The organism is Streptomyces vastus (genome assembly GCF_039532825.1).
In the GTDB taxonomy this organism is placed as follows: domain Bacteria; phylum Actinomycetota; class Actinomycetes; order Streptomycetales; family Streptomycetaceae; genus Streptomyces; species Streptomyces vastus.
On the sequence record NZ_BAAASJ010000118.1, the window covers coordinates 226,697 to 248,053 of the forward strand.

20 protein-coding genes and 1 pseudogene are annotated in these 21,357 nt (G+C 69.9%); 17 read left to right on the top strand and 4 right to left on the bottom strand.

What is annotated here, in order from left to right; all coding sequences use genetic code 11:
- Positions 1–11: 11 nt before the first annotated feature.
- Positions 12–762: pseudogene (locus ABD357_RS38580) on the bottom strand (enoyl-CoA hydratase/isomerase family protein).
- Positions 763–974: 212 nt separating this feature from the next.
- Between ABD357_RS38580 and ABD357_RS38585 the strand changes: the two are divergent.
- On the top strand, positions 975–1,478 hold the full coding sequence (locus ABD357_RS38585) for an ATP-binding protein (protein WP_344396074.1): 504 nt from the start codon (positions 975–977) through the stop codon (positions 1,476–1,478).
- A 6-nt stretch (positions 1,479–1,484) separates the two neighbouring features.
- On the opposite strand, the gene idi is transcribed toward ABD357_RS38585, so the two are convergent.
- From idi to galE, 3 genes are all read right to left on the bottom strand, one after another.
- Complete coding sequence (gene idi, locus ABD357_RS38590) at positions 1,485–2,078, bottom strand: isopentenyl-diphosphate Delta-isomerase (RefSeq protein ID WP_344396015.1); 594 nt, start codon at positions 2,076–2,078, stop codon at positions 1,485–1,487.
- A gap of 127 nt (positions 2,079–2,205) precedes the next feature.
- Positions 2,206–3,456 (bottom strand): GNAT family N-acetyltransferase, encoded by a 1,251-nt coding sequence (locus tag ABD357_RS38595; protein WP_344396016.1) that lies wholly within the window; start codon positions 3,454–3,456, stop codon positions 2,206–2,208.
- Between the two features lie 211 nt (positions 3,457–3,667).
- Positions 3,668–4,639 carry a UDP-glucose 4-epimerase GalE gene (gene galE / locus ABD357_RS38600; RefSeq protein WP_344396017.1) on the bottom strand — a complete coding sequence of 324 codons (972 nt, stop codon included), beginning with the start codon at positions 4,637–4,639 and terminating at the stop codon, positions 3,668–3,670.
- 291 nt (positions 4,640–4,930) lie between these two features.
- Here galE and ABD357_RS38605 point away from each other — a divergent pair, with 291 nt between their 5' ends.
- The 16 genes from ABD357_RS38605 to ABD357_RS38675 all read left to right on the top strand — a co-directional run.
- The gene (locus ABD357_RS38605) at positions 4,931–6,742 is read left to right on the top strand and encodes a DUF5941 domain-containing protein (RefSeq protein WP_344396075.1); all 1,812 of its coding nucleotides are present in this window, start codon (positions 4,931–4,933) and stop codon (positions 6,740–6,742) included.
- Complete coding sequence (locus ABD357_RS38610; RefSeq protein WP_344396018.1) at positions 6,739–7,491, top strand: phosphocholine cytidylyltransferase family protein; 753 nt, start codon at positions 6,739–6,741, stop codon at positions 7,489–7,491. Before ABD357_RS38605 ends, ABD357_RS38610 begins: the two co-directional genes overlap by 4 nt.
- Positions 7,479–8,543: an iron-containing alcohol dehydrogenase family protein gene (locus tag ABD357_RS38615; RefSeq protein ID WP_344396019.1), complete on the top strand. Its 1,065-nt coding sequence runs from the start codon at positions 7,479–7,481 to the stop codon at positions 8,541–8,543. Before ABD357_RS38610 ends, ABD357_RS38615 begins: the two co-directional genes overlap by 13 nt.
- Positions 8,521–9,300 carry a CDP-alcohol phosphatidyltransferase family protein gene (locus ABD357_RS38620; RefSeq protein ID WP_344396020.1) on the top strand — a complete coding sequence of 260 codons (780 nt, stop codon included), beginning with the start codon at positions 8,521–8,523 and terminating at the stop codon, positions 9,298–9,300. The genes ABD357_RS38615 and ABD357_RS38620 overlap by 23 nt, the downstream gene beginning before the upstream one ends.
- Positions 9,297–10,181, top strand: coding sequence for a glycosyltransferase family 2 protein (locus ABD357_RS38625; RefSeq protein WP_344396022.1), 885 nt, complete (start codon positions 9,297–9,299; stop codon positions 10,179–10,181). Before ABD357_RS38620 ends, ABD357_RS38625 begins: the two co-directional genes overlap by 4 nt.
- 97 nt (positions 10,182–10,278) lie before the next feature.
- The gene (locus ABD357_RS38630) at positions 10,279–11,208 is read left to right on the top strand and encodes an ABC transporter permease (RefSeq protein WP_344396023.1); all 930 of its coding nucleotides are present in this window, start codon (positions 10,279–10,281) and stop codon (positions 11,206–11,208) included.
- The gene (locus ABD357_RS38635) at positions 11,201–11,983 is read left to right on the top strand and encodes an ABC transporter ATP-binding protein (RefSeq protein ID WP_344396024.1); all 783 of its coding nucleotides are present in this window, start codon (positions 11,201–11,203) and stop codon (positions 11,981–11,983) included. Before ABD357_RS38630 ends, ABD357_RS38635 begins: the two co-directional genes overlap by 8 nt.
- Before the next feature lie 410 nt (positions 11,984–12,393).
- Positions 12,394–13,296 carry a squalene synthase HpnC gene (gene hpnC, locus ABD357_RS38640; RefSeq protein ID WP_344396025.1) on the top strand — a complete coding sequence of 301 codons (903 nt, stop codon included), beginning with the start codon at positions 12,394–12,396 and terminating at the stop codon, positions 13,294–13,296.
- The gene (hpnD, locus tag ABD357_RS38645; protein ID WP_344396026.1) at positions 13,293–14,243 is read left to right on the top strand and encodes a presqualene diphosphate synthase HpnD; all 951 of its coding nucleotides are present in this window, start codon (positions 13,293–13,295) and stop codon (positions 14,241–14,243) included. Before hpnC ends, hpnD begins: the two co-directional genes overlap by 4 nt.
- Positions 14,243–14,383 (top strand): DUF6380 family protein, encoded by a 141-nt coding sequence (locus tag ABD357_RS44970; protein WP_425585191.1) that lies wholly within the window; start codon positions 14,243–14,245, stop codon positions 14,381–14,383. The genes hpnD and ABD357_RS44970 overlap by 1 nt, the downstream gene beginning before the upstream one ends.
- Entirely contained in the window at positions 14,380–15,816 is a 1,437-nt protein-coding gene (gene hpnE, locus ABD357_RS38650; protein ID WP_344396027.1) for a hydroxysqualene dehydroxylase HpnE, read from the top strand. Before ABD357_RS44970 ends, hpnE begins: the two co-directional genes overlap by 4 nt.
- Positions 15,817–15,875: 59 nt before the next feature.
- Positions 15,876–16,949 carry a polyprenyl synthetase family protein gene (locus ABD357_RS38655; protein WP_344396028.1) on the top strand — a complete coding sequence of 358 codons (1,074 nt, stop codon included), beginning with the start codon at positions 15,876–15,878 and terminating at the stop codon, positions 16,947–16,949.
- A 111-nt stretch (positions 16,950–17,060) separates the two neighbouring features.
- Positions 17,061–19,067, top strand: coding sequence for a squalene--hopene cyclase (gene shc, locus ABD357_RS38660; protein ID WP_344396029.1), 2,007 nt, complete (start codon positions 17,061–17,063; stop codon positions 19,065–19,067).
- Positions 19,067–19,708, top strand: a complete 642-nt coding sequence (locus ABD357_RS38665; RefSeq protein WP_344396031.1) for a phosphorylase family protein — start codon at positions 19,067–19,069, stop codon at positions 19,706–19,708. Before shc ends, ABD357_RS38665 begins: the two co-directional genes overlap by 1 nt.
- 5 nt (positions 19,709–19,713) lie before the next feature.
- Positions 19,714–20,736 (top strand): adenosyl-hopene transferase HpnH, encoded by a 1,023-nt coding sequence (hpnH, locus tag ABD357_RS38670; RefSeq protein WP_344396032.1) that lies wholly within the window; start codon positions 19,714–19,716, stop codon positions 20,734–20,736.
- 4 nt (positions 20,737–20,740) lie between these two features.
- On the top strand, positions 20,741–21,357 hold a 617-nt coding region (locus tag ABD357_RS38675; RefSeq protein WP_344396033.1), incomplete at its 3' end, for a flavodoxin-dependent (E)-4-hydroxy-3-methylbut-2-enyl-diphosphate synthase.

Sequence of the window (21,357 nt, forward strand, 5' to 3'; positions counted from 1 at the left end):
GAAGAGCCGTTTCACCCTGACGTAGTCCAGGTGAAGTCCGGCTGACGGCGCTCCAGAAAAGCGGCGACGCCCTCCGCGGTATCGCCGCTCCCGCGCGCCTGCTCGGCCCAGTACGCGTCCCGGTCCATGCGGCCGTCCGCGAACTCCTTCGCCGCGGCCTGCGTCAGTTGCGAGCGCGCGGTCAGTACGCGCGTGAACTCCGCGACCCGCTTGTCGAGTTCGCCCTCCGGCAACACCTCATCCACCAGGGCAGGTCCGCAGCGCGCGCTCCGCGTCGATCAACTCACCCGAGAACAGCAGGTACTTGGCGGTGGCGGGCCCCACCAGCGACACCAACCGCCGCGTGGAGGAAGCGGCGTACACGATCCCCAGCTTCGCCGGAGTGATCCCGAACAGCGCGCCCTCGTCCGCGAACCGCAGATCGCAGGCCGCCGCCAACTGGCAACCGCCGCCCACGCAGTGGCCGCGCACCGCGGCGAGCGTCGGCTTGGGAAAGGCGGCGAGCGCGTCCTCGGCGCGTACCGCAAGACCCTGCGCCTCGTCGGCGGAGCCCCGCAGGGTCGAGATGTCGGCCCCGGCGCAGAAGGTCCCGCCCTCACCGGTGAGTACGAGCGTCCGTACGGCGGGGTCGGCGGCCAGTGTGTCGAGCAACGGCGGCAACGCCGCCCACATGCCGGCCGTCATGGCATTGCGCTTCGCCGGATGGTGGATCACGACGGTGGCGACCCCGTCGGTGACGCTGTGCAACAACTTCGGCTCCATACGCCGGATGCTATCCGTACCCGTACAACCCGAAGAGTTCTGAATTCGGCACAAGAAGGGCAGGGAGCTGTCTTGCGGGCCGTCGGTGTCATACGGGGACGGTCAGAAAGGGGCGATACTCGCTGACTTCTGTTCAGCTCTGGGATATGCACCACTGCGTTACCAACACTCGACATGTGGTGACAATCGAGCGCAAGGGTGGCGACCGGACGATGGACGACCATGGGCGGGGGCCCGGCCCACGCCCTGAAGGCGGCGGGCACACGGACGCCTACAGCAGACCGTCGGACCCACTGCCGTACGAGGGAGTCTGGCGGTTCACCGCTCCCTCCGTCGACGCCTCGGTGCCACAGGCGCGGCACGCCGTCCGTGATCTGCTGGCCCGCCAGGGCGTACCCGCCTCGGACGACCTCGTCCAAGGGCTGCTGCTGATCGTCTCCGAGCTGGTGACCAACGTGGTGCGGCACGCGGCGCTGCTCTCCCCGACGCTCGCCGTGGAGGTCGCCGTCGGCGCCGAGTGGGTGCGGGTCTCCGTCGAGGACAACCACCCTTACCGCCCGACCGCCCTGGAGGCCGACCACGCCCAGACCGGCGGCCGCGGCCTGCTCCTGGTGACCGAGATCACCAAGGAGGCGGGCGGCGCCTGCGACGTCGAACACACCGCGACCGGCGGCAAGGTGATCTGGGCCGCCCTGCCCCTCAAACCCGTACCGTAGAGCTGGTCACCACCCGGCGCTGGGGCCCGTCAGTTCCCTGATCGCGGGGCGGGCCGCGTCCAGGACCGTCATGAACCAGGTGGAGAACGGGTCCCTGACGTGCCGTTCCGTGAGCTCGCCGGGCGTCACGAAGGCCGTCGTGCCGACCTCTTCCGGGTCCGGCCGCAGCGGCGACTGGACCATGCCGACGAAGAGGTGGTTGAACTCCTGCTCCACCAGACCGGAGTGCGGGTCCGGGTGGTTGTAGCGGACCGTGCCCGCCTCGGCGAGCAGGGACGGCGAGACCCCGAGCTCCTCGTACGTACGTCGCGCAGCCGCCGCGAAGGGCGCCTCACCGGGGTAGGGGTGGCCGCAGCACGTGTTGGACCAGACGCCGGGGGAGTGGTACTTGCCGAGCGCGCGCTGCTGCAACAGCAGCCGGCCCCGCTCGTCGAACAGGAACACCGAGAACGCCCGGTGCAGCTGCCCGGGCGGCTGATGCGCGGCGAGCTTCTCCGCGGTGCCGATCGTCGTACCGTCCTCGTCGACCAGTTCCAGCAGGATCGCTTCGGCGGAGCCGTTCGACGAGGTGTGCGTCGCGGTGCCACGTGTGATCGGCATACCCATCCTTCGCATCGGATTTCGGGACCCAAGTCTGCCGTACGAATCCGGCACTCCCGACACCACGCGGTGTCCCGCTTGTCCGGTTCCGCCGCGCGGCCGAATCGGACAAGCGGGCCATCACCGATCAGACGCCGAAAGCGGCCGGATACTTGATCGTGCCCGTCGGCACCGGCGAGGAATCGTCCAGTACCAGGGCCATCATCGCCTCGTCAGGGGCATCGAAACCGGGTCGGATGCCGTACCCGGAAGCGGACGTGAAGCCGAAGCGCGGGTAGTACTCCGGGTGCCCGAGTACGAGCACCAACCGCTCCCCCCGCGCGCGTGCCGCCTGCAGCACGGCGCGTACGACGGCCGCTCCGGCACCCTGCCGCTGATACGGCGGCCGTACCGCCACGGGCGCCAGCGCGAGCGCCGGTGCACCGTCGACATGGCAGCGGGTGAGCAGCGCGTACGCCACCACCGTGCCGTCCGCTGCCTCGGCCACGTACGACAGGCCCGGCAGCCGGGCTGCCCGGTCGGCGCGCAGCGCGTCCACCAGCTCGGCCTCCGCCTCTGTCGGGAAGGCCGCGGCGTTCACCGCGTACACCTCGGCACGGTCGGCGGCGGTCTCGGGGCGGGTGAGCCATCCGGAGGTGTCCCTCGGCTGCAGTACGTATCCGACGTAGCCGTACTCGCCGCCGTGCTCCCGGCGCTGCGCGATCTCCGCGCGGGCGCCCGCGACGGCCTCGGGCATGCCGGGCCGAGCGAGATCGGCCATGTCGGCCTTGGCGGCGAGAGGGCCGTAGTACTCGTCCCAGTCGGACTCCGGCAGCTGGTACACGCCGACGACGGTGTACCCGGCGGCTTCGGCGGCCCGGCTGTTCTCCTCGGTCGTACGCAGCTCGTAGTGGTCCGCCCAGAAGGCGCGGGCCTGCGGCGAGGGCGTGTCGGTGGTCCACCCGCACTCGGTGAGCACCAGCGTGCCGCCGGGGGCGAGAAGGTGCCGCCAGGAGCGCAGCGCGGTGTCGAAGCCGATGATGTAGGCCGAGCCCTCGGCCCAGAGGAGGTCGAAAGACCCGTCCGGACAAGGGAGTTCGCCCATGTCTCCCTTGACGGTGCGGATCGCGTCGGCGAGTCCGCGTTCCTTGGCGGCGGCCCGCAGTTCGGCGAGGAACGGCTCGTGCAGATCGACGGCGGTCACCTCGGCGCCCGCTTCCGCGGCGAGCAGCAGTGCGGAGCGGCCGGGGCCACAGCCCAGGTCGAGGACGCGTGGACGGGCGGGCAGTGGGCCCGCGAGCGAGAGGAGGTGCCGGGTGGTGACGTCGGAGCCGGGGCTCTGCCGCGGAAGTCCGTGGCGCAGGGTGAAGAAGGCGTTGTGTTCAGCGTTGTCGGTCAACGTGGAAACCCTTGGGTGAGGGGCCCGGCCGACGATTGCGAAAGACAGCGAGTGCCGACGAATGTCAGCCGCGGGCCCGGGAGTTGGGGATGCCTGAGTCGCTGCGCGCGGCAGCGCGGAATGCGACGGTCATCAACCCACCTCCCAGATCGCAGGCCACGCTAGCACCGACGGCGACGGCACCGCCTCCCCAAAACCGGCCCTCAATGCCTCAGCCGGAGTGGTGGAGCTGCCAGCCCCGCCAGGCCGACTCGACCATCTCGCGCACCCCGCGCCGCGCGGCCCAGCCCAGTTCTTCGGCGGCCAGTGCGGCCGAGGCCACCGCGCGCGGGGAGTCGCCCTGGCGGCGCGGCTCGACGGTCGCGGGGCGGGTGTCGCCGGTGACCTCGCTGATGAGCGTCACGAGCTCGCGTACCGAAACGCCCTCTCCGCGGCCGATGTTCACCGTCAGATCGCCCTCCGAGCCTGCCGCGGTCAGCCGCCGGGCCGCCGCGAGGTGGGCCTCGGCGAGATCGGCGACGTGGATGTAGTCGCGTACGCAGGTGCCGTCCGGCGTCGGGTAGTCGGCGCCGAAGATCCGTGGGGCCTCGTCGCGGGTGAGCCGGTCGAAGACCATCGGGACCACGTTGAAGATTCCGGTGTCGGCCAGTTCGGGTGCCGCCGCGCCCGCCACGTTGAAGTAGCGCAGGCACACGGTGGCGATGCCGTGCGCCCGGCCCGCAGCGCGCACCAGCCACTCACCGGTGAGCTTTGTCTCGCCGTACGGGCTCATCGGGGTACACGGGGTGTCCTCCGTGATGAGATCCACATCCGGATTGCCGTAGACGGCCGCGGACGAGGAGAAGACGAAGCGCTCGATGCCCGCCCCGGCGACCGCTTCGAGGAGCGTGGCGAGCCCTCCCACGTTCTCCTGGTAGTAGCGCGCGGGCTGGGCCATGGACTCGCCGACCTGCTTGCGCGCGGCGAGATGCACCACTCCCGTCACCGTGTGTTCAGCGAACGTCCGCTTCAGTAGCTCTCCGTCGAGCGATGAGCCCTGAATGAGAGGGATGTCCGCCGGCAGCCGGTGGGGGACACCGGCCGAGAGATCGTCGAGGGCGATGACCCGCTCTCCCGCATCGGCCATGATCCGCGCCACATGTGCCCCGATATAGCCGGCTCCGCCTGTGATCAGCCATGTCATGGTCCTTCACCCTATGCCGGACCGATCAGCTCCGGTGCGGGCCGCGATTCTTGCCCTGAAAAGCGCCGTTCTGGAACCGTGATTTGGGGCGCGGCGCCCCGATCCTTGATGATGATCGCAGCGGACGCGGCAGACAGATCATGCTGATCGGGCCGTGAACAGGCGGTGAACGGCAGATTCTCATCATCCGATAGCCTCTGCCGACACGCCGCCCGGGGCCCCGCCCTGGGTGCCCCCATCGCGTACATGCCCGGCGCCGCGGACGCGTCGGAACCCAGGGAGTGAGTTCGTCTGTCGACCGCCATCCTCACCGGTCAGCCGGTCCCCGGATCGTCGCTCGAGGGCGATCTGCGGTCGCTCGGCTTCGACGTGCGGGTCGCCTCCGACGCGGCCGACGCCGAGACACTCCTCGCCGCCGTACCCGCGGATGAGCGGGTCGCCGTCGTCGACGCCCGCTTCGTGGGCCACGTCCACGCGCTGCGGCTCGGGCTCACCGACCCCCGCTTCGAGGCCGTCGCGATCCCCGGCGCCGTGACCGTCCGCCCCGCCGCCCGTCCCGCGCTGGACCGCGCGCTGCGCACGGCCGCCGGTGACGCCTCGAACGGCTCCGTGGTCGTCGGTATCGTCGCCGACCGCGTCGCCGAGCTGCTCGACACCGATCTGCACCGCCCCGAACTCGGCGAACTCGTCGCCGAAGTTCCCCGCGACCCGCAGGCCCGCAACGAGGCCCGGCAGGCCGTGGCCGCCCTCGACGACGAGGCGATCCGGCTGCGTACGGCCGTGAAGTCCCGCGACGGCTTCTTCACCACGTACTGCATCAGCCCGTACTCCCGCTATCTCGCCCGCTGGTGCGCCCGCCGCGGTCTGACCCCGAATCAGGTCACAACGGCCTCGCTGCTCACCGCGCTCATCGCGGCGGGCTGTGCGGCGACCGGCACCCGCGCCGGCTTCGTCACCGCCGGACTTCTGCTGCTCTTCTCCTTCGTCCTGGACTGCACGGACGGACAGCTCGCCCGCTACTCCCTGCAGTACTCCACGCTCGGCGCCTGGCTGGACGCGACTTTCGACCGCGCCAAGGAGTACGCCTACTACGCGGGCCTCGCGCTCGGCGCGGCCCGCGGCGGTGATGACGTATGGGCCCTGGCCCTCGGCGCGATGGTTCTGCAGACCTGTCGACATGTCGTCGACTTCTCCTTCAACGAGGCGAATCACGACGCCACCGCCAACACCAGCCCCACCGCGGCCCTTTCCGACAAGTTGGACAGCGTCGGCTGGACGGTCTGGCTGCGCCGCATGATCGTGCTGCCCATCGGCGAACGCTGGGCGATGATCGCTGTGCTCACGGCGGTCACCACTCCTCGTATCACCTTCTACGTGCTGCTCATCGGCTGTGCCTTCGCGGCGACGTACACGACTGCGGGCCGAGTTCTGCGCTCGCTGACGCGCAAGGCGCAGCGCACGGACCGGGCCGCGCAGGCGCTGGCGGACCTCGCGGACTCGGGGCCGCTCGCCGAAGCGATGGTGCGCGTGTGGCGCCGGATCGGCGTCAAGGCGGACAAGTCCGGCTCCCGGCTGTCGGGTGCCGCGGGCGCCGTCGTCCTCCTGGTGTTCTGGACCTGGGCGGAGCCCTACGGAAGTTGGCTGCCCGTCATCTTCGCGGTGATCTACGTCCTCAACGCCGGCGCCGCCGTCGCGCAGCCCCTCAAGGGCGCCCTTGATTGGCTGATCCCGCCGTTCTTCCGCGCCGCCGAATACTGCACCGTTCTGATACTGGCGGCCAAAGCCGACGTGAACGGAGCCCTTCCAGCGGCTTTCGGGCTGGTGGGCGCCGTCGCCTACCATCACTACGACACGGTGTACCGCATCCGCGGCAACGCCGGCGCGCCGCCGAACTGGCTGGTGCGGGCGATCGGCGGGCACGAAGGCAGGACGCTGCTGGTCACCGTTCTGGCCGCGCTGCTCGCCGCCACTGATTTCAAGGTCGCGCTCACGGCGCTCGCCGTGGCCGTGGCCCTCGTGGTGCTCGTGGAGAGCATCCGCTTCTGGGTGACCGCCCATACGCGCGGCGCACCCGCCGTACACGATGAAGGAGAACCCGCATGATCGGCCTCGTGCTGGCGGCCGGCGCCGGACGGCGTCTGCGCCCCTATACCGACACCCTGCCCAAGGCGCTGGTGCCGGTAGGACCCGAAGGCGACGAGGACAGCATCACCGTGCTCGACCTCACCCTCGGCAACTTCGCCGAGATCGGTCTGACCGAGGTCGCGATCATCGTGGGCTACCGCAAGGAGGCCGTGTACGAGCGCCGCGAGGCGCTGGAGCAGAAGTACGGCCTGAAGATCACCCTCATCGACAACGACAAGGCCGAGGAGTGGAACAACGCCTACTCCCTGTGGTGCGGGCGTGACGCCATCAAGCACTCGGTGATCCTCGCCAACGGCGACACGGTGCACCCCGTCTCCGTCGAGAAGACCCTGCTCGCCGCCCGCGGCGACGGCAAGAAGATCATCCTGGCCCTCGACACGGTGAAGTCTCTCGCCGACGAGGAGATGAAGGTCGTCGTGGGTCCCGAGGGCGGCATGACGAAGATCACCAAGCTGATGGACCCGGCGGAGGCGACCGGCGAGTACATCGGCGTCACCCTCATCGAGGGCGATGCCGCCGACGAGCTCGCCGACGCGCTGAAGACGGTCTTCGAGACCGACCCGCAGCAGTTCTACGAGCACGGCTACCAGGAACTCGTGAACCGCGGTTTCCGTATCGACGTCGCGCCCATCGGTGACGTCAAGTGGGTCGAGATCGACAACCACGACGACCTCGCCAAGGGACGTGTGATCGCGTGCCAGTACTGACGAGGCTCATTCCTTCGCCCGTCGTCGTCGACATCAACGCCGGTGCCCTGGACGACCTGGCGGCCGTGCTGGCCGATCAGCGGATCTCCGCCTCCGGCAAGCTGGCGATCGCCATCAGCGGGGGTTCGGGACAGGCGCTGCGTGAGCGACTCGAGCCGGTCCTGCCCGGCGCCGACTGGTACCCCGTCGCCGACGGCACCATCGATTCGGCGGTGAAGCTCGCCGACGACATCAAGGGCAAGCAGCGCTACGACGCCGTGGTGGGGCTCGGCGGCGGAAAGATCATCGATGTGGCGAAGTACGCCGCGGCGCGGGTCGGGCTGCCCATGGTCGCCGTGGCCACCAACCTCTCCCACGACGGACTGTGCTCGCCGGTGTCCATCCTGGACAACGACAACGGCCGCGGCTCCTACGGCGTACCGACGCCGATCGCGATGGTGATCGACCTCGACGTCATCCGCGAGGCCCCCATCCGCTTCGTACGCTCCGGCGTCGGCGACGCGATCTCCAACATCTCGGCGATCGCCGACTGGGAGCTCTCGCACAAGATCCACGGGGAGCCCATGGACGGGCTGGCCGCGGCGATGGCCCGGACCGCCGGCGAGGCGGTGCTGCGACACCCGGGTGGCGCGGGGGACGACGAGTTCCTCACGGTGCTCGCCGAGGCCCTGGTGCTCTCCGGCATCGCGATGTCGATCAGCGGTGACACCCGCCCCTCCTCCGGGGCCTGCCACGAGATCAGCCACGCCTTCGACCTGCTCTACCCGAAGCGGGCCGCGAGCCACGGCGAGCAGGTTGGTCTAGGGGCTGCCTTCGCCATGTACCTGCGCGGCGCCCACGAGGAGTCCTGCTACTTCGCCGAGGTACTGCGCCGGCACGGTCTGCCGGTGCTGCCGGAGGAGATCGGGTTCAGCGTGGACGAGTTCGTCAAGGCCGTCGAATACGCGCCGCAGACCCGCCCGGGCCGTTTCACGATCCTCGAACACCTCGCGTTGTCCGCCGACCAGATCAGGGACGCATACGCCGACTATGCAAAAGCCATCGGTAGCTGAGCTCCGGCCGGTCGTGCACCCACCGGGTGTGAAGGACCGGCGGAGCGGCGAGCACTGGGCCGGCCGGCTCTACATGCGCGAGCTGTCGCTGCGTATCGACCGGCACCTGGTGAACACGCGGGTCACGCCCAACCAGTTGACCTACCTGATGACCGTCTTCGGCGTCCTCGCCGCCCCGGCCCTGCTGGTGCCGGGGATCCCGGGCGCGTTGCTCGGCGTGCTGATGGTCCAGCTCTACCTGCTGTTCGACTGCGTCGACGGCGAGATCGCCCGCTGGCGCAAGCAGTACTCGATGGCCGGCGTCTACGTGGACCGGGTCGGCGCCTACCTGTGCGACGCCGCGGTGCTCGTCGGCTTCGGGCTGCGCGCCGCCGACCTGTGGGGCTCCGGGCGGATCGACTGGCTGTGGGCCTTCCTCGGCACCCTCGCCGCCCTCGGCGCGATCCTGATCAAGGCCGAGACCGACCTCGTAGGCGTTGCCCGGCACCAGACCGGCAAGCCGCCGGTCCAGGAGTCGGCCTCCGAGCCGCGCTCCTCCGGCGTGGCGCTGGCCCGCAAGGCCGCCGCCGCGCTGAAGTTCCACCGGCTCGTCCTCGGCGTCGAGGCGTCGCTGCTGATCCTGGTCCTGGCGGTGCTGGACACGGTCAGGGACGATCTGTTCTTCTCGCGGCTCGGCGTCGCCGTGCTGGCCGGCATCGCGATCCTGCAGACCCTGCTGCACCTGGTGTCCATCCTCGCCTCCAGCAGGCTGAAGTGACGTCCGCCATGAAGGTCGGCGCGGTGATCATCACCATGGGCAACCGCCCCGACGAACTCCGCGCCCTCCTCGACTCGGTCGCCAAGCAGGACGGCGACCCGGTCGAGGCGGTCGTGGTGGGCAACGGCTCCCCGGTGCCGGACGTCCCCGAAGGCGTACGCACCATCGAGCTGCCCGAGAACCTCGGCATCCCCGGAGGCCGCAACGTCGGCATCGAGGCCTTCGGCTCCGGCGGCACCGACGTCGACATCCTGATGTTCCTGGACGACGACGGCCTGCTCGCCCGCAACGACACCGCCGAGCTGTGCCGCGAGGCCTTCGAGGCCGACCCCGGGCTCGGGATCATCAGCTTCCGCATCGCCGACCCCGACACCGGCACCACCCAGCGCCGCCACGTCCCGCGCCTGCGCGCCGCCGACCCGATGCGCAACTCCCGCGTCACCACCTTCCTCGGCGGCGCCAACGCGGTCCGTACAAAGGTCTTCGCCGAGGTCGGGGGACTGCCCGACGAGTTCTTCTACGCCCATGAGGAGACCGACCTCGCCTGGCGCGCCCTCGACGCCGGCTGGATGATCGACTACCGCGCGGACATGGTGCTCCACCACCCGACGACCGCCCCCTCCCGGCATGCCGTCTACCACCGCATGGTGGCCCGCAACCGCGTCTGGCTCGCCCGCCGCAACCTGCCCGCCCCGCTGATCCCCGTATACCTCGGCGTCTGGATGCTGCTCACTCTCGCCCGCCGCCCCTCGCGACCTGCGCTGAAGGCCTGGTTCGGCGGCTTTGTGGAGGGCTGGTCCGCCTCATGTGGCCCACGGCGCCCCATGAAGTGGCGTACGGTATGGCGCCTGACTCGACTGGGCCGCCCACCCGTCATCTGACAAGCTCGGTATCTGAGAGCATTCGGCGGTACCCGGTCCCTGGCTCCTGCCCAGGCCCGAACCAGGCTGCGCACATTGAGGACGAAAGTTTCCATCTGTGAGTGAGACAACGCATGACGGGTCAGTCGCGGTGAGCGCCCCCCCGTCGCCCGATGACGGGCTTTCCGCGGCGGACCTCGCCGCCAAGTACGGGCTCGCCGTGAGCGGTGCCCGGCCCGGACTCGTCGAGTACGTCCGCCAGCTCTGGGGACGGCGTCACTTCATCCTCGCCTTCTCCCAGGCGAAGCTCACCGCCCAGTACAGCCAGGCGAAGCTCGGGCAGCTGTGGCAGGTGGCCACACCGCTGCTGAACGCGCTCGTCTACTTTCTGATCTTCGGGCTGATCCTGGGGGCCGACCGCGGCCTGGGCCGTGAGATCTACATCCCGTTCCTGGTGACCGGAGTCTTCTGCTTCACCTTCACCCAGAGCTCGGTGATGGCCGGAGTGCGGGCGATCGCCGGCAACCTCGGCCTGGTCCGGGCGCTGCACTTCCCGCGCGCCGCGCTGCCCATCTCGTTCTCGCTCCAGCAGCTCCAGCAGCTGCTCTTCTCGATGATCGTGCTGTTCGTCGTGGCGGTCGGATTCGGCAGCTATCCGCGGCTGTCCTGGGTGCTAATCCTCCCGGTGCTGGTCCTGCAGTTCCTGTTCAACACCGGGCTGGCGATGATCATGGCCCGGATGGGCTCCAAGACCCCGGACCTCGCCCAGCTGATGCCGTTCGTGATGCGTACGTGGATGTACGCGTCCGGCGTGATGTTCTCCATCCCGGTGATGCTGAACGACAAGCCCGACTGGATCGCCGACATCCTCCAGTGGAATCCGGCCGCCATCTACATGGACCTGATGCGCTTCGCGCTGATCGACGGATACGGCTCCGAGAACCTGCCCCCGCACGTCTGGGCGGTCGCCGGGGCCTGGGCCGTCCTCGTCGCCGTCGGCGGGTTCGTGTACTTCTGGAAGGCGGAGGAGCGGTACGGCCGTGGCTGAGCAGATCTCCGACACCCGGATCCCCACCGTCATCGCGGACGAGTTGCACATCGTCTACCGCGTCAACGGCGCCAAGACCGGCAAGGGCAGCGCCACCGCCGCCCTCAGCCGCATACTCAAGCGAGGCGGCGAGGAGCGCGGCGTCCGCAAGGTGCACGCCGTGCGCGGCGTCTCCTTCATCGCCTACCGCGGCGAGGCCATCGGCCTGATCGGCTCCAACGGCTCCGGCAAGTCCACGCTGCTGCGCGCCATCGCCGGGCTGCTGCCCGCCGAGGAGGGCAAGGTTTACACGGACGGCCAGCCCTCGCTCCTCGGCGTGAACGCGGCGCTGATGAACGATCTGACCGGCGAGCGGAACGTCATCCTCGGCGGCCTCGCGATGGGCATGTCCCGCGAACAGATCCGTGAGCGCTACCAGGAGATCGTCGACTTCTCCGGCATCAACGAGAAGGGCGACTTCATCACGCTGCCCATGCGGACGTACTCCTCCGGCATGGCCGCCCGCCTGCGCTTTTCCATCGCCGCTGCCAAGGACCACGACGTCCTGATGATCGACGAGGCGCTCGCGACCGGCGACCGCTCCTTCCAGAAGCGTTCCGAAGCCCGCATCCGCGAGCTGCGCAAGCACGCGGGCACGGTGTTCCTCGTCAGCCACAACAACAAGTCGATCCGTGACACCTGCGACCGCGTCCTGTGGCTGGAGCGCGGCGAACTGCGCATGGACGGCCCGACCGACGAGGTCCTCAAGGAGTACGAGAAGTTCACCGGCAAGTAGGCCCGGCTCCACCCCCGCTCCACCCCGACCCCGCCGGAACGCCCCCGGCGGGGTCCCTCGTGCAAGGCCCGTGCAAGGTTCGAGCAGGGGATGATCAAGCCGGGCAAAGAGGAAGCCAACTCTTGTTCGCCGTAGGAAGCTTGACGCCAATTGGTGCGTTGTTGTGATGTGCAGGACACCCAGGCGAAGCAGGGAACGTTGTACAACGTAAGCTGTACCGGTGCTTATTCGCGGCAAGTAGGGCGATAATGCGCGAGACCGGCGCCCGCGAAGGCGCGGACGTCCGGGCGGCGTGTCCGAAATGGGCGGTTATTGGGTCAGCGGTGTAGAACGGGAGACGTGACGGCAATGGCTACGGAAACTCTCCAGCTCCGCGAAGCATGTGCCGTCCCCGTACCGGGCAGCGAGCGGTGACGGCAGCCGGGACGGCGCGTGCCTCCGGCTCGGAGCGCACCACCCTCGACAAGGCCGCGCACGAGAACTTCCCCGTGGCCCCCTTCTTCCTGCCCAGGGCCTGGCGCACCGATCTCATGGCCGTGTACGGCTTCGCCCGGCTCGTCGACGACATCGGCGACGGCGACCTCGCCCCCGGCGGCGCCGACGCCCGCCTCCTCGGTGTGCCCTCCGAGCAGGCCGAGGACCGCCTGGTCCTCCTCGACGCCTTCGAGGCCGACCTCCGCAGGGTCTTCGACGCGACCCCGCGCCACCCGCTCCTGCGCCGCCTCCAGCCGACGGTCCGCCGCGCCGGCCTCACCCCCGAGCCGTTCCTCGGCCTGATCGCGGCCAACCGCCAGGACCAGCTCGTCAAGCGGTACGAGACGTACGACGACCTGGTCGCCTACTGCGAGCTGTCCGCCAACCCCGTCGGCCGCCTCGTCCTCGCCGTCACCGGCACCTCGACGCCCGAGCGGGTGCGCCGCTCCGACTCCGTCTGCACGGCACTCCAGATCGTCGAGCACCTCCAGGACGTCAGCGAGGACCTCGGCCGCGACCGGATCTATCTGCCCGCCGAGGACATGAAACGGTTCCATGTCCAAGAGACGGATCTCGCCATGGCCACATCGGGGGCATCAGTGCGCGCACTGGTCGCATTCGAAGCAGAACGCGCCCTGCATCTCCTGAATGAAGGCACCCCCCTCGTGGGTAGCGTCCACGGCAGGCTGAGGCTGCTGCTCGCCGGGTTCGTGGCAGGGGGGAAGGCGGCAATACACGCGATTCGCACCGCCGAATACGACGTACTTCCCAGTCCGCCCAAACCCGGCAAGCTCCGGCTGCTCCGCGAGGCGGGCATGACTCTGCGAGGAGAGGGGTGATCCGGACCGTGGAGTCTCCACCACATGTGTCCGCACCGGTACTCGCCGCATACAGCTACTGCGAGGCAGTGACCGGACAGCAGGCCCGTAACTTCGCGTACGGCATCAGACTCCTGCCGACGCACAAGCGCCGAGCCATGTCGGCGCTCTACGCGTTCTCGCGGCGTGTCGACGACATCGGCGACGGCGCCCTCGCACCCGAGGTCAAGGCGGCCCGCCTGGAGGACACCCGGGCGCTGCTCGCCCGGGTCCGGGACCGCTCCGTGGCCGAGGACGACACCGACCCGGTGGCGGTAGCCCTCAGCCACACCGCGGACCACTTCCCCATTCCGCTCGGCGGCCTCGACGAACTCATCGACGGCGTCCTGATGGACGTACGCGGCGAGACCTACGAGACCTGGGACGACCTGAAGGTCTACTGCCGATGCGTGGCCGGGGCGATCGGGCGGCTCTCGCTCGGCGTGTTCGGCACCGAACCAGGGGCGCGGGGAGCCGAGCGCGCGCCCGAGTACGCCGACACACTCGGCCTCGCGCTCCAACTCACCAATATTCTCAGGGACGTTCGCGAGGACGCCGAAGGCGGCCGGACCTATCTGCCCGCGGACGACCTCGCGAAGTTCGGCTGCTCGGCCGGGTTCAAGGGAACCCGGCCACCAGAGGGCTCCGACTTCGCGGGCCTGGTGCACTTCGAGGTGCGCAGGGCCCGCGCACTCTTCGCGGAGGGCTACCGGCTGCTGCCCATGCTGGACCGACGCAGCGGCGCCTGCGTCGCCGCGATGGCCGGCATCTACCGCCGGCTGCTGGAACGCATCGAGCGCGATCCGGAGGCGGTTCTGCGCGGCCGTGTCTCGCTGCCCGGACGCGAGAAGGCATACGTCGCCGTGCGCGGCCTCTCCGGCCTCGACGCCCGGCATGTCTCCCGCCGGACCGTCAGGAGGCGCGTGTGATGGACACTCTGGGCCAAGGTGACACAACTCCCGGGAAACGGTGCGCAACCCTCCGGTCGGCGACGGCGTCCCTGACTTCAACGGCCTGCCGTGCACCGCTCCATCGCCACGGCTCGGCCGCGGGGGAGGGCGCACGATGAGCGACACCACACAGGGCGAGGGGTTCGACGCGGACCACCCAGGCCGTCCTGGCGGCCGCGAGCGGGAGGCCGTCGTGGTCGGCGGTGGGCTCGCCGGCATCACCGCCGCGCTGGCACTTGCCGACGCGGGCGTACGCGTCACGCTGCTCGAAGGCCGGCCACGGCTCGGCGGACTCGCCTTCTCCTTCCAGCGCGGCGACCTCACCGTGGACAACGGCCAGCATGTGTACCTGCGCTGCTGCACCGCATACCGCTGGTTTCTCGACCGTGTCGACGGAGCCGGACTCGCACCGCTCCAGGACCGGCTCGACGTGCCCGTACTCGACCTGGCGAAACGGGTGGGCAGCCGACTCGGCAGACTACGACGCGACGCGCTGCCCGTACCGCTGCATCTCGGACGCAGCCTCGCGACCTACCCGCATCTCTCGCTCGCCGAGCGCGCCAAGGTCGGACGTGCCGCGCTCGCGCTCAAGGCACTCGACCTCGCCGACCCGGCCCTCGACACCGAGGACTTCGGCAGCTGGCTGACCCGGCACGGTCAGTCGGCGCGTGCCGTCGAGGCACTGTGGGACCTCGTCGGGGTCGCCACCCTCAACGCGGTGGCCGGCGATGCCTCGCTCGGGCTCGCCGCGATGGTGTTCAAGACCGGTCTGCTGTCCGACCCTGGCGCGGCCGACATCGGCTGGGCGCGCGTGCCGCTGGGCGAACTGCATGACCTGAGGGCGCGCAAGGCGCTCGACTCCGCGGGCGTCCGTACCGAACTGAGAACACGGGCCACCTCCATCTCCCAACATGAGAACGGACGTTGGAGGGTTCAGGTTCCCGGCGAGACGCTCCACGCCGACGCGGTCGTGCTCGCCGTGCCCCAGCGCGAGGCCCACGATCTGCTGCCCGAGGGCGCGCTCGACGCCCCCGAGCGGCTGCTCGAGATCGGCACCGCGCCCATCCTCAACATCCATGTCGTGTACGACCGCAAGGTGCTCGGCAAGCCCTTCTTCGCCGCGCTCGGCACCCCTGTGCAGTGGGTCTTCGACCGGACCGAGGCATCCGGCCTCGGCGAGGGCCAGTACCTGGCGCTGTCGCAGTCGGCCGCACACAAAGAGATCGACGCCCCCGTCTCCGAGCTGCGCGAGCGTTATCTGCCGGAGCTGGAGCGGCTGCTGCCCGCCGCGCGGGGCGCCGAGGTACGGGACTTCTTCGTGACCAGGGAGCGCACCGCGACGTTCGCTCCGACCCCAGGCGTCGGGCGGCTGCGGCCCGGCGCCCGCACCAAGGCACCCGGCCTCTGCCTGGCCGGAGCGTGGACCGCCACAGGGTGGCCCGCGACCATGGAGAGTGCGGTCCGCAGTGGCGTGAGTGCGGCGGGTGCCGCGCTGAGCGCCCTGGGCCGGCCTCGCGATCATCTCTTCGAGCTCTTCGAGGAGGCGGCGTGACGCTCGATCTGAGCGGAGCAGGCTCCCGCACCCCCCGTATCGCAACTAGAGGAGAGACTGTGCCCACTGTGCCCCCGGCATCGACGCCCGCTCGAGGGACCTCGGTGGACGTGACCGCGCTCCTGGAGCGCGGCCGGACCCTGGCCACACCGGTACTGCGGGCGGCCATCGACCGCCTGGCCCCTCCCATGGACACTGTCGCCGCCTACCACTTCGGCTGGATCGACGCCGAGGGCAACCCCGCGGACGGCGACGGCGGCAAGGCCGTACGCCCCGCGCTCGCCGTCCTGTCCGCGCAGGCCGCCGGAGCCGCCCCCGAGGTGGGCGTGCCCGGAGCGGTCGCCGTTGAACTGGTGCACAACTTCTCGCTGCTGCACGACGACCTGATGGACGGCGACGAACAGCGCCGCCACCGCGACACCGTATGGAAGGTGCACGGCCCCGCCCAGGCCATCCTCGTCGGCGACGCCCTGTTCGCGCTGGCCAACGAGATCCTGCTGGAGCTCGGCACGGTCGAGGCGGGCCGCGCCACCCGCCGCCTGACCACCGCCACCCGCGCACTGATCGACGGCCAGGCGCAGGACATCTCCTACGAGCACCGCGAGAGGGTCACCGTCGAGGAGTGCCTGGAGATGGAGGGCAACAAGACGGGCGCCCTGCTCGCCTGTGCCTGCTCCATCGGCGCGGTCCTCGGCGGCGCCGACGACCACACGGCCGACACGCTGGAGAAGTACGGCTACCACCTCGGCCTCGCCTTCCAGGCCGTGGACGACCTGCTCGGCATCTGGGGCGACCCGGAGGCCACCGGCAAGCGCCCCTGGAGCGATCTGCGCCAGCGCAAGAAGTCCCTGCCGGTCGTGGCCGCTCTCGCGGCGGGCGGACCGGCCTCCGAGCGGCTCGGCGAGCTGCTCGCCGAGGACGCCAAGGCGAGCGACTTCGAGAACTTCTCCGAGGAGGAGTTCGCCGCGCGTGCCGCGCTCATCGAGGAGGCGGGCGGCCGCGAGTGGACCGCCCAGGAGGCCCGCCGCCAGCACACGACCGCCATCGAGGCCCTGGACTCGATCCGGATGCCGGACCGGGTACGGGCCGAGCTGGTGGCGCTCGCCGACTTCGTCGTCGTACGAAAGAGATGATCACTATCGGTCGAACAAGCCTCGCGTAGTCGCCGGCCGGTGCCGCGGGAGAACGAGCACCGGCCGACGGCGGACCCACAGCAGACGTCACCACTGCACGAAGGGGAAGCCATGACAGCGACGACCGACGGAAGCACCGGGGCCCTGCCGCCCCGGGCAGCCTCGGCCAGCGAAACCCGTACGACGACTCCCGTGGCGGCCGGGAGTTCCGACGTTCAGCACGCCGCCCAGCGCGCGATACAGCGCGCCACCGATTTCCTGCTCGCCACGCAGGACGCCCAGGGCTGGTGGAAGGGCGACCTCGAGACGAACGTCACGATGGACGCCGAGGATCTGCTGCTCCGCCAGTTCCTGGGCATCCTCGACGATAAGACGACGCACGCCGCCGCACTGTTCATCCGCGGCGAGCAGCGCGAGGACGGCACCTGGGCCACGTTCTACGGCGGGCCCGGCGAACTCTCCACCACCATCGAGGCGTACGTCGCGCTGCGGCTGGCCGGTGACAGCCCGGACGCGCCGCACATGGAGAAGGCCTCGGCATGGATCCGTGAGCAGGGCGGCATCGCCGCGGCCCGGGTCTTCACCCGGATCTGGCTGGCGCTGTTCGGCTGGTGGAAGTGGGACGACCTGCCCGAACTCCCGCCGGAGCTCGTCTACTTCCCCAAGTGGATGCCGCTGAACATCTACGACTTCGGGTGCTGGGCCCGGCAGACCATCGTGCCCCTCACCATCGTCTCGGCGAAGCGCCCGGTGCGGCCCGCGCCGTTCCCGCTGGACGAACTGCATGCCGACCCGGCCGACCCGAACCCCGCCAAGCCACTTGCTCCGGCGGCCAGTTGGGACGGTGTCTTCCAGCGGCTCGACAAGGCGCTGCACGTCTACCGGAAGATCGCGTCGCGCCGACTGCGCAGGGCCGCCATGAACAGCGCCGCCCGCTGGATCATCGAGCGGCAGGAGAACGACGGCTGCTGGGGCGGTATCCAGCCGCCCGCCGTGTACTCGGTCATCGCGCTGCATCTGCTCGGCTACGACCTCCAACACCCGGTGATGCGGGCCGGGTTGGAGTCCCTGGACCGGTTCACCGTATGGCGCGAGGACGGCGCCCGGATGATCGAGGCATGCCAGTCACCGGTGTGGGACACCTGCCTGGCGACCATCGCACTCGCCGACGCGGGCCTGCCCGCCGACCATCCGCAGCTGGTGAAGGCCGCCGACTGGATGCTCGGCGAGGAGATCGTCCGGCCCGGCGACTGGGCCGTCCGCAGACCCCAACTGCCGCCCGGCGGCTGGGCGTTCGAGTTCCACAACGACAACTACCCCGACATCGACGACACCGCCGAGGTCGTCCTCGCGCTGCGCCGCGTCAAGCACCACGACCCGGAGCGCGTCGAGAAGGCCATCGGACGCGGGGTGCGCTGGAACCTCGGCATGCAGTCGAAGAACGGCGCATGGGGCGCCTTCGACGTCGACAACACCAGCTCCTTCCCCAACCGGCTGCCCTTCTGCGACTTCGGCGAGGTCATCGACCCGCCGTCGGCCGACGTCACCGCGCACGTCGTGGAGATGCTCGCCGTCGAGGGACTGTCCCACGATCCGCGCACCCGGCGGGGCATCGAGTGGCTGCTCGCCGAACAGGAGGCGAACGGCTCCTGGTTCGGCCGCTGGGGCGTCAACTACGTATACGGCACAGGATCGGTGGTGCCCGCCCTGGTCGCCGCCGGACTGCCCGGCTCGCATCCGGCCATTCGCCGTGCCGTCGCCTGGCTGGAGACGGTGCAGAACGACGACGGCGGCTGGGGCGAGGACCTGCGTTCCTACCGCGACGCCGCCGAGTGGAGCGGCCGGGGCGCGTCCACCGCCTCGCAGACCGCCTGGGCCCTGCTCGCGCTGCTGTCCGCGGGGGAGCGGGAGTCCAAGGCCGTGGAGCGCGGGATCGCCTGGCTCGCCCAGACCCAGCGGGAGGACGGCACCTGGGACGAGCCGTACTTCACCGGCACCGGGTTCCCGTGGGACTTCTCGATCAACTACCACCTCTACCGGCAGGTCTTCCCGCTGACCGCGCTCGGCCGGTACGTCCACGGCGAGCCGTTCACCGGCTCTCAGGCGAAAGGGAGTTGATGGCCACGACACCAGCCGCCGCCCCGCTGCTGATCGCCTGCGCGCTCGGCATCGAACGCGTCGCCCTGCGCGGTGGCGGGCGCGGCGGTGCGGCAGGCCCGGTCACCGTGCTGCGTACCGGCATGGGGCCCCTGGCCGCCGACCGGGCGGTCGACCGGGCGCTCGCAAATCCGGCACTGAGGGACGCGGCCGTCCTGGCCACGGGCTTCTGCGCCGGCCTCGCGCCCGGCATGCACCCCGGTGACCTGGTCGTCGCCGAGGAGACCCTGGACGCACGGGGCCGCACCCCGTGCGTGAGCACCGACCTGCTCGTCAAGGAACTGGTCCGTGCCGTACCCGGGCGCACCGTACACACCGGAATGCTCACCGGCGCCGACCACGTCGTCCGTGGACAGGAACGGTCGGAACTGCTCAGGACCGGCGCAATCGCGGTCGACATGGAGTCGGCGGCCACGCTCCACAGCGCCGTCCGCGCGGGTGCGCGCCCGGTTGCGGCCGTCCGAGTGGTCGTGGACGCTCCAGAACATGAACTCGTCCGGATTGGCACGGTGCGCGGTGGAATATCAGCTTTCCGTGTACTTCGTGCCGTCCTTCCCGCTTTCGTCGAATGGCACCGTTCTTTGCTGCTCCCCAGGAGGTGAGCCAGATGGCCATGCCGCTCCGTCAGTCCATCAAGGTGGCGACGTATCTCTTTCAACAGAAGCTGCGCAAGCGGGACAAGTTTCCGCTCATTGTCGAGCTGGAACCGCTGTACGCCTGCAATCTGAAATGCGAGGGCTGCGGCAAGATCCAGCACCCGGCCGGAGTGCTCAAGCAGCGCATGCCGGTGGCGCAGGCCGTGGGGGCGGTGCTCGAATCCGGTGCGCCCATGGTGTCCATCGCCGGTGGCGAACCCCTGATGCACCCGAAGATCGATGAGATCGTGCGGCAGCTGGTGGACAGGAAGAAGTACGTCTTCCTGTGCACCAACGCCATGCTGCTGCGCAAGAAGATGGACAAGTTCAAGCCCTCGCCGTACTTCGCGTTCGCCGTGCACATCGACGGTCTGCGTGAGCGGCACGACGAGTCCGTCGCGAAGGAGGGTGTGTTCGACGAGGCCGTGGAGGCCATCAAGGAGGCCAAGCGGCGCGGCTTCCGGGTCACCACCAACTCGACCTTCTTCAACACCGACACCCCGCAGACCATCATCGAGGTGCTGAACTTCCTCAACGACGACCTGAAGGTCGACGAGATGATGATCTCGCCCGCCTACGCCTACGAGAAGGCGCCCGACCAGGAGCACTTCCTCGGGGTCGAGCAGACCCGCGAGCTGTTCAAGAAGGCCTTCTCGGGTGGCAACCGTCGGCGCTGGCGGCTCAATCACTCGCCGCTGTTCCTCGACTTCCTCGAGGGTAAGGTCGACTTCCCCTGCACGGCGTGGGCCATCCCCAACTACTCGCTCTTCGGCTGGCAGAAGCCCTGCTATCTGATGAGCGACGGATACGTCACGACGTACCGGGAACTCATCGAGGACACCGACTGGGACGCCTACGGCCGGGGCAAGGACCCGCGCTGCGCCAACTGCATGGCGCACTGCGGCTACGAGCCCACCGCGGTCCTGGCCACCATGGGCTCCCTCAAGGAGTCCCTGCGCGCCGCCCGGGAGACCGTCTCCGGAAACCGCGGGTGACGCCATGACCGCAGTTTCCCTGGGGGTCCCCGAGCTGCCGGTCCGGCCGATCGCGCAGCGCCGCGTCTCGCGGCAGATCCAGGTCGGGCCGGTGGCGGTCGGGGGCGGGGCACCGGTATCCGTGCAGTCGATGACGACGACGCGTACGTCGGACATCGGTGCCACGTTGCAGCAGATCGCCGAGCTGACGGCGTCGGGCTGCCAGATCGTGCGGGTGGCCTGTCCGACGCAGGACGACGCGGACGCGCTGGCCACCATCGCGCGCAAGTCGCAGATCCCGGTCATCGCGGACATCCATTTCCAGCCGAAGTACGTGTTCGCCGCGATCGAGGCGGGCTGTGCGGCGGTGCGGGTGAATCCCGGCAACATCAAGCAGTTCGACGACAAGGTGAAGGAGATCGCGCGGGCCGCCAAGGACCATGGCACGCCGATCCGGATCGGGGTCAACGCCGGGTCGCTGGACCGGCGGCTGCTGCAGAAGTACGGCAGGGCGACGCCGGAGGCGCTGGTGGAGTCGGCGCTGTGGGAGGCCTCGCTGTTCGAGGAGCACGACTTCCGGGACATCAAGATCTCGGTCAAGCACAACGACCCGGTGGTGATGGTCAACGCCTACCGGCAGCT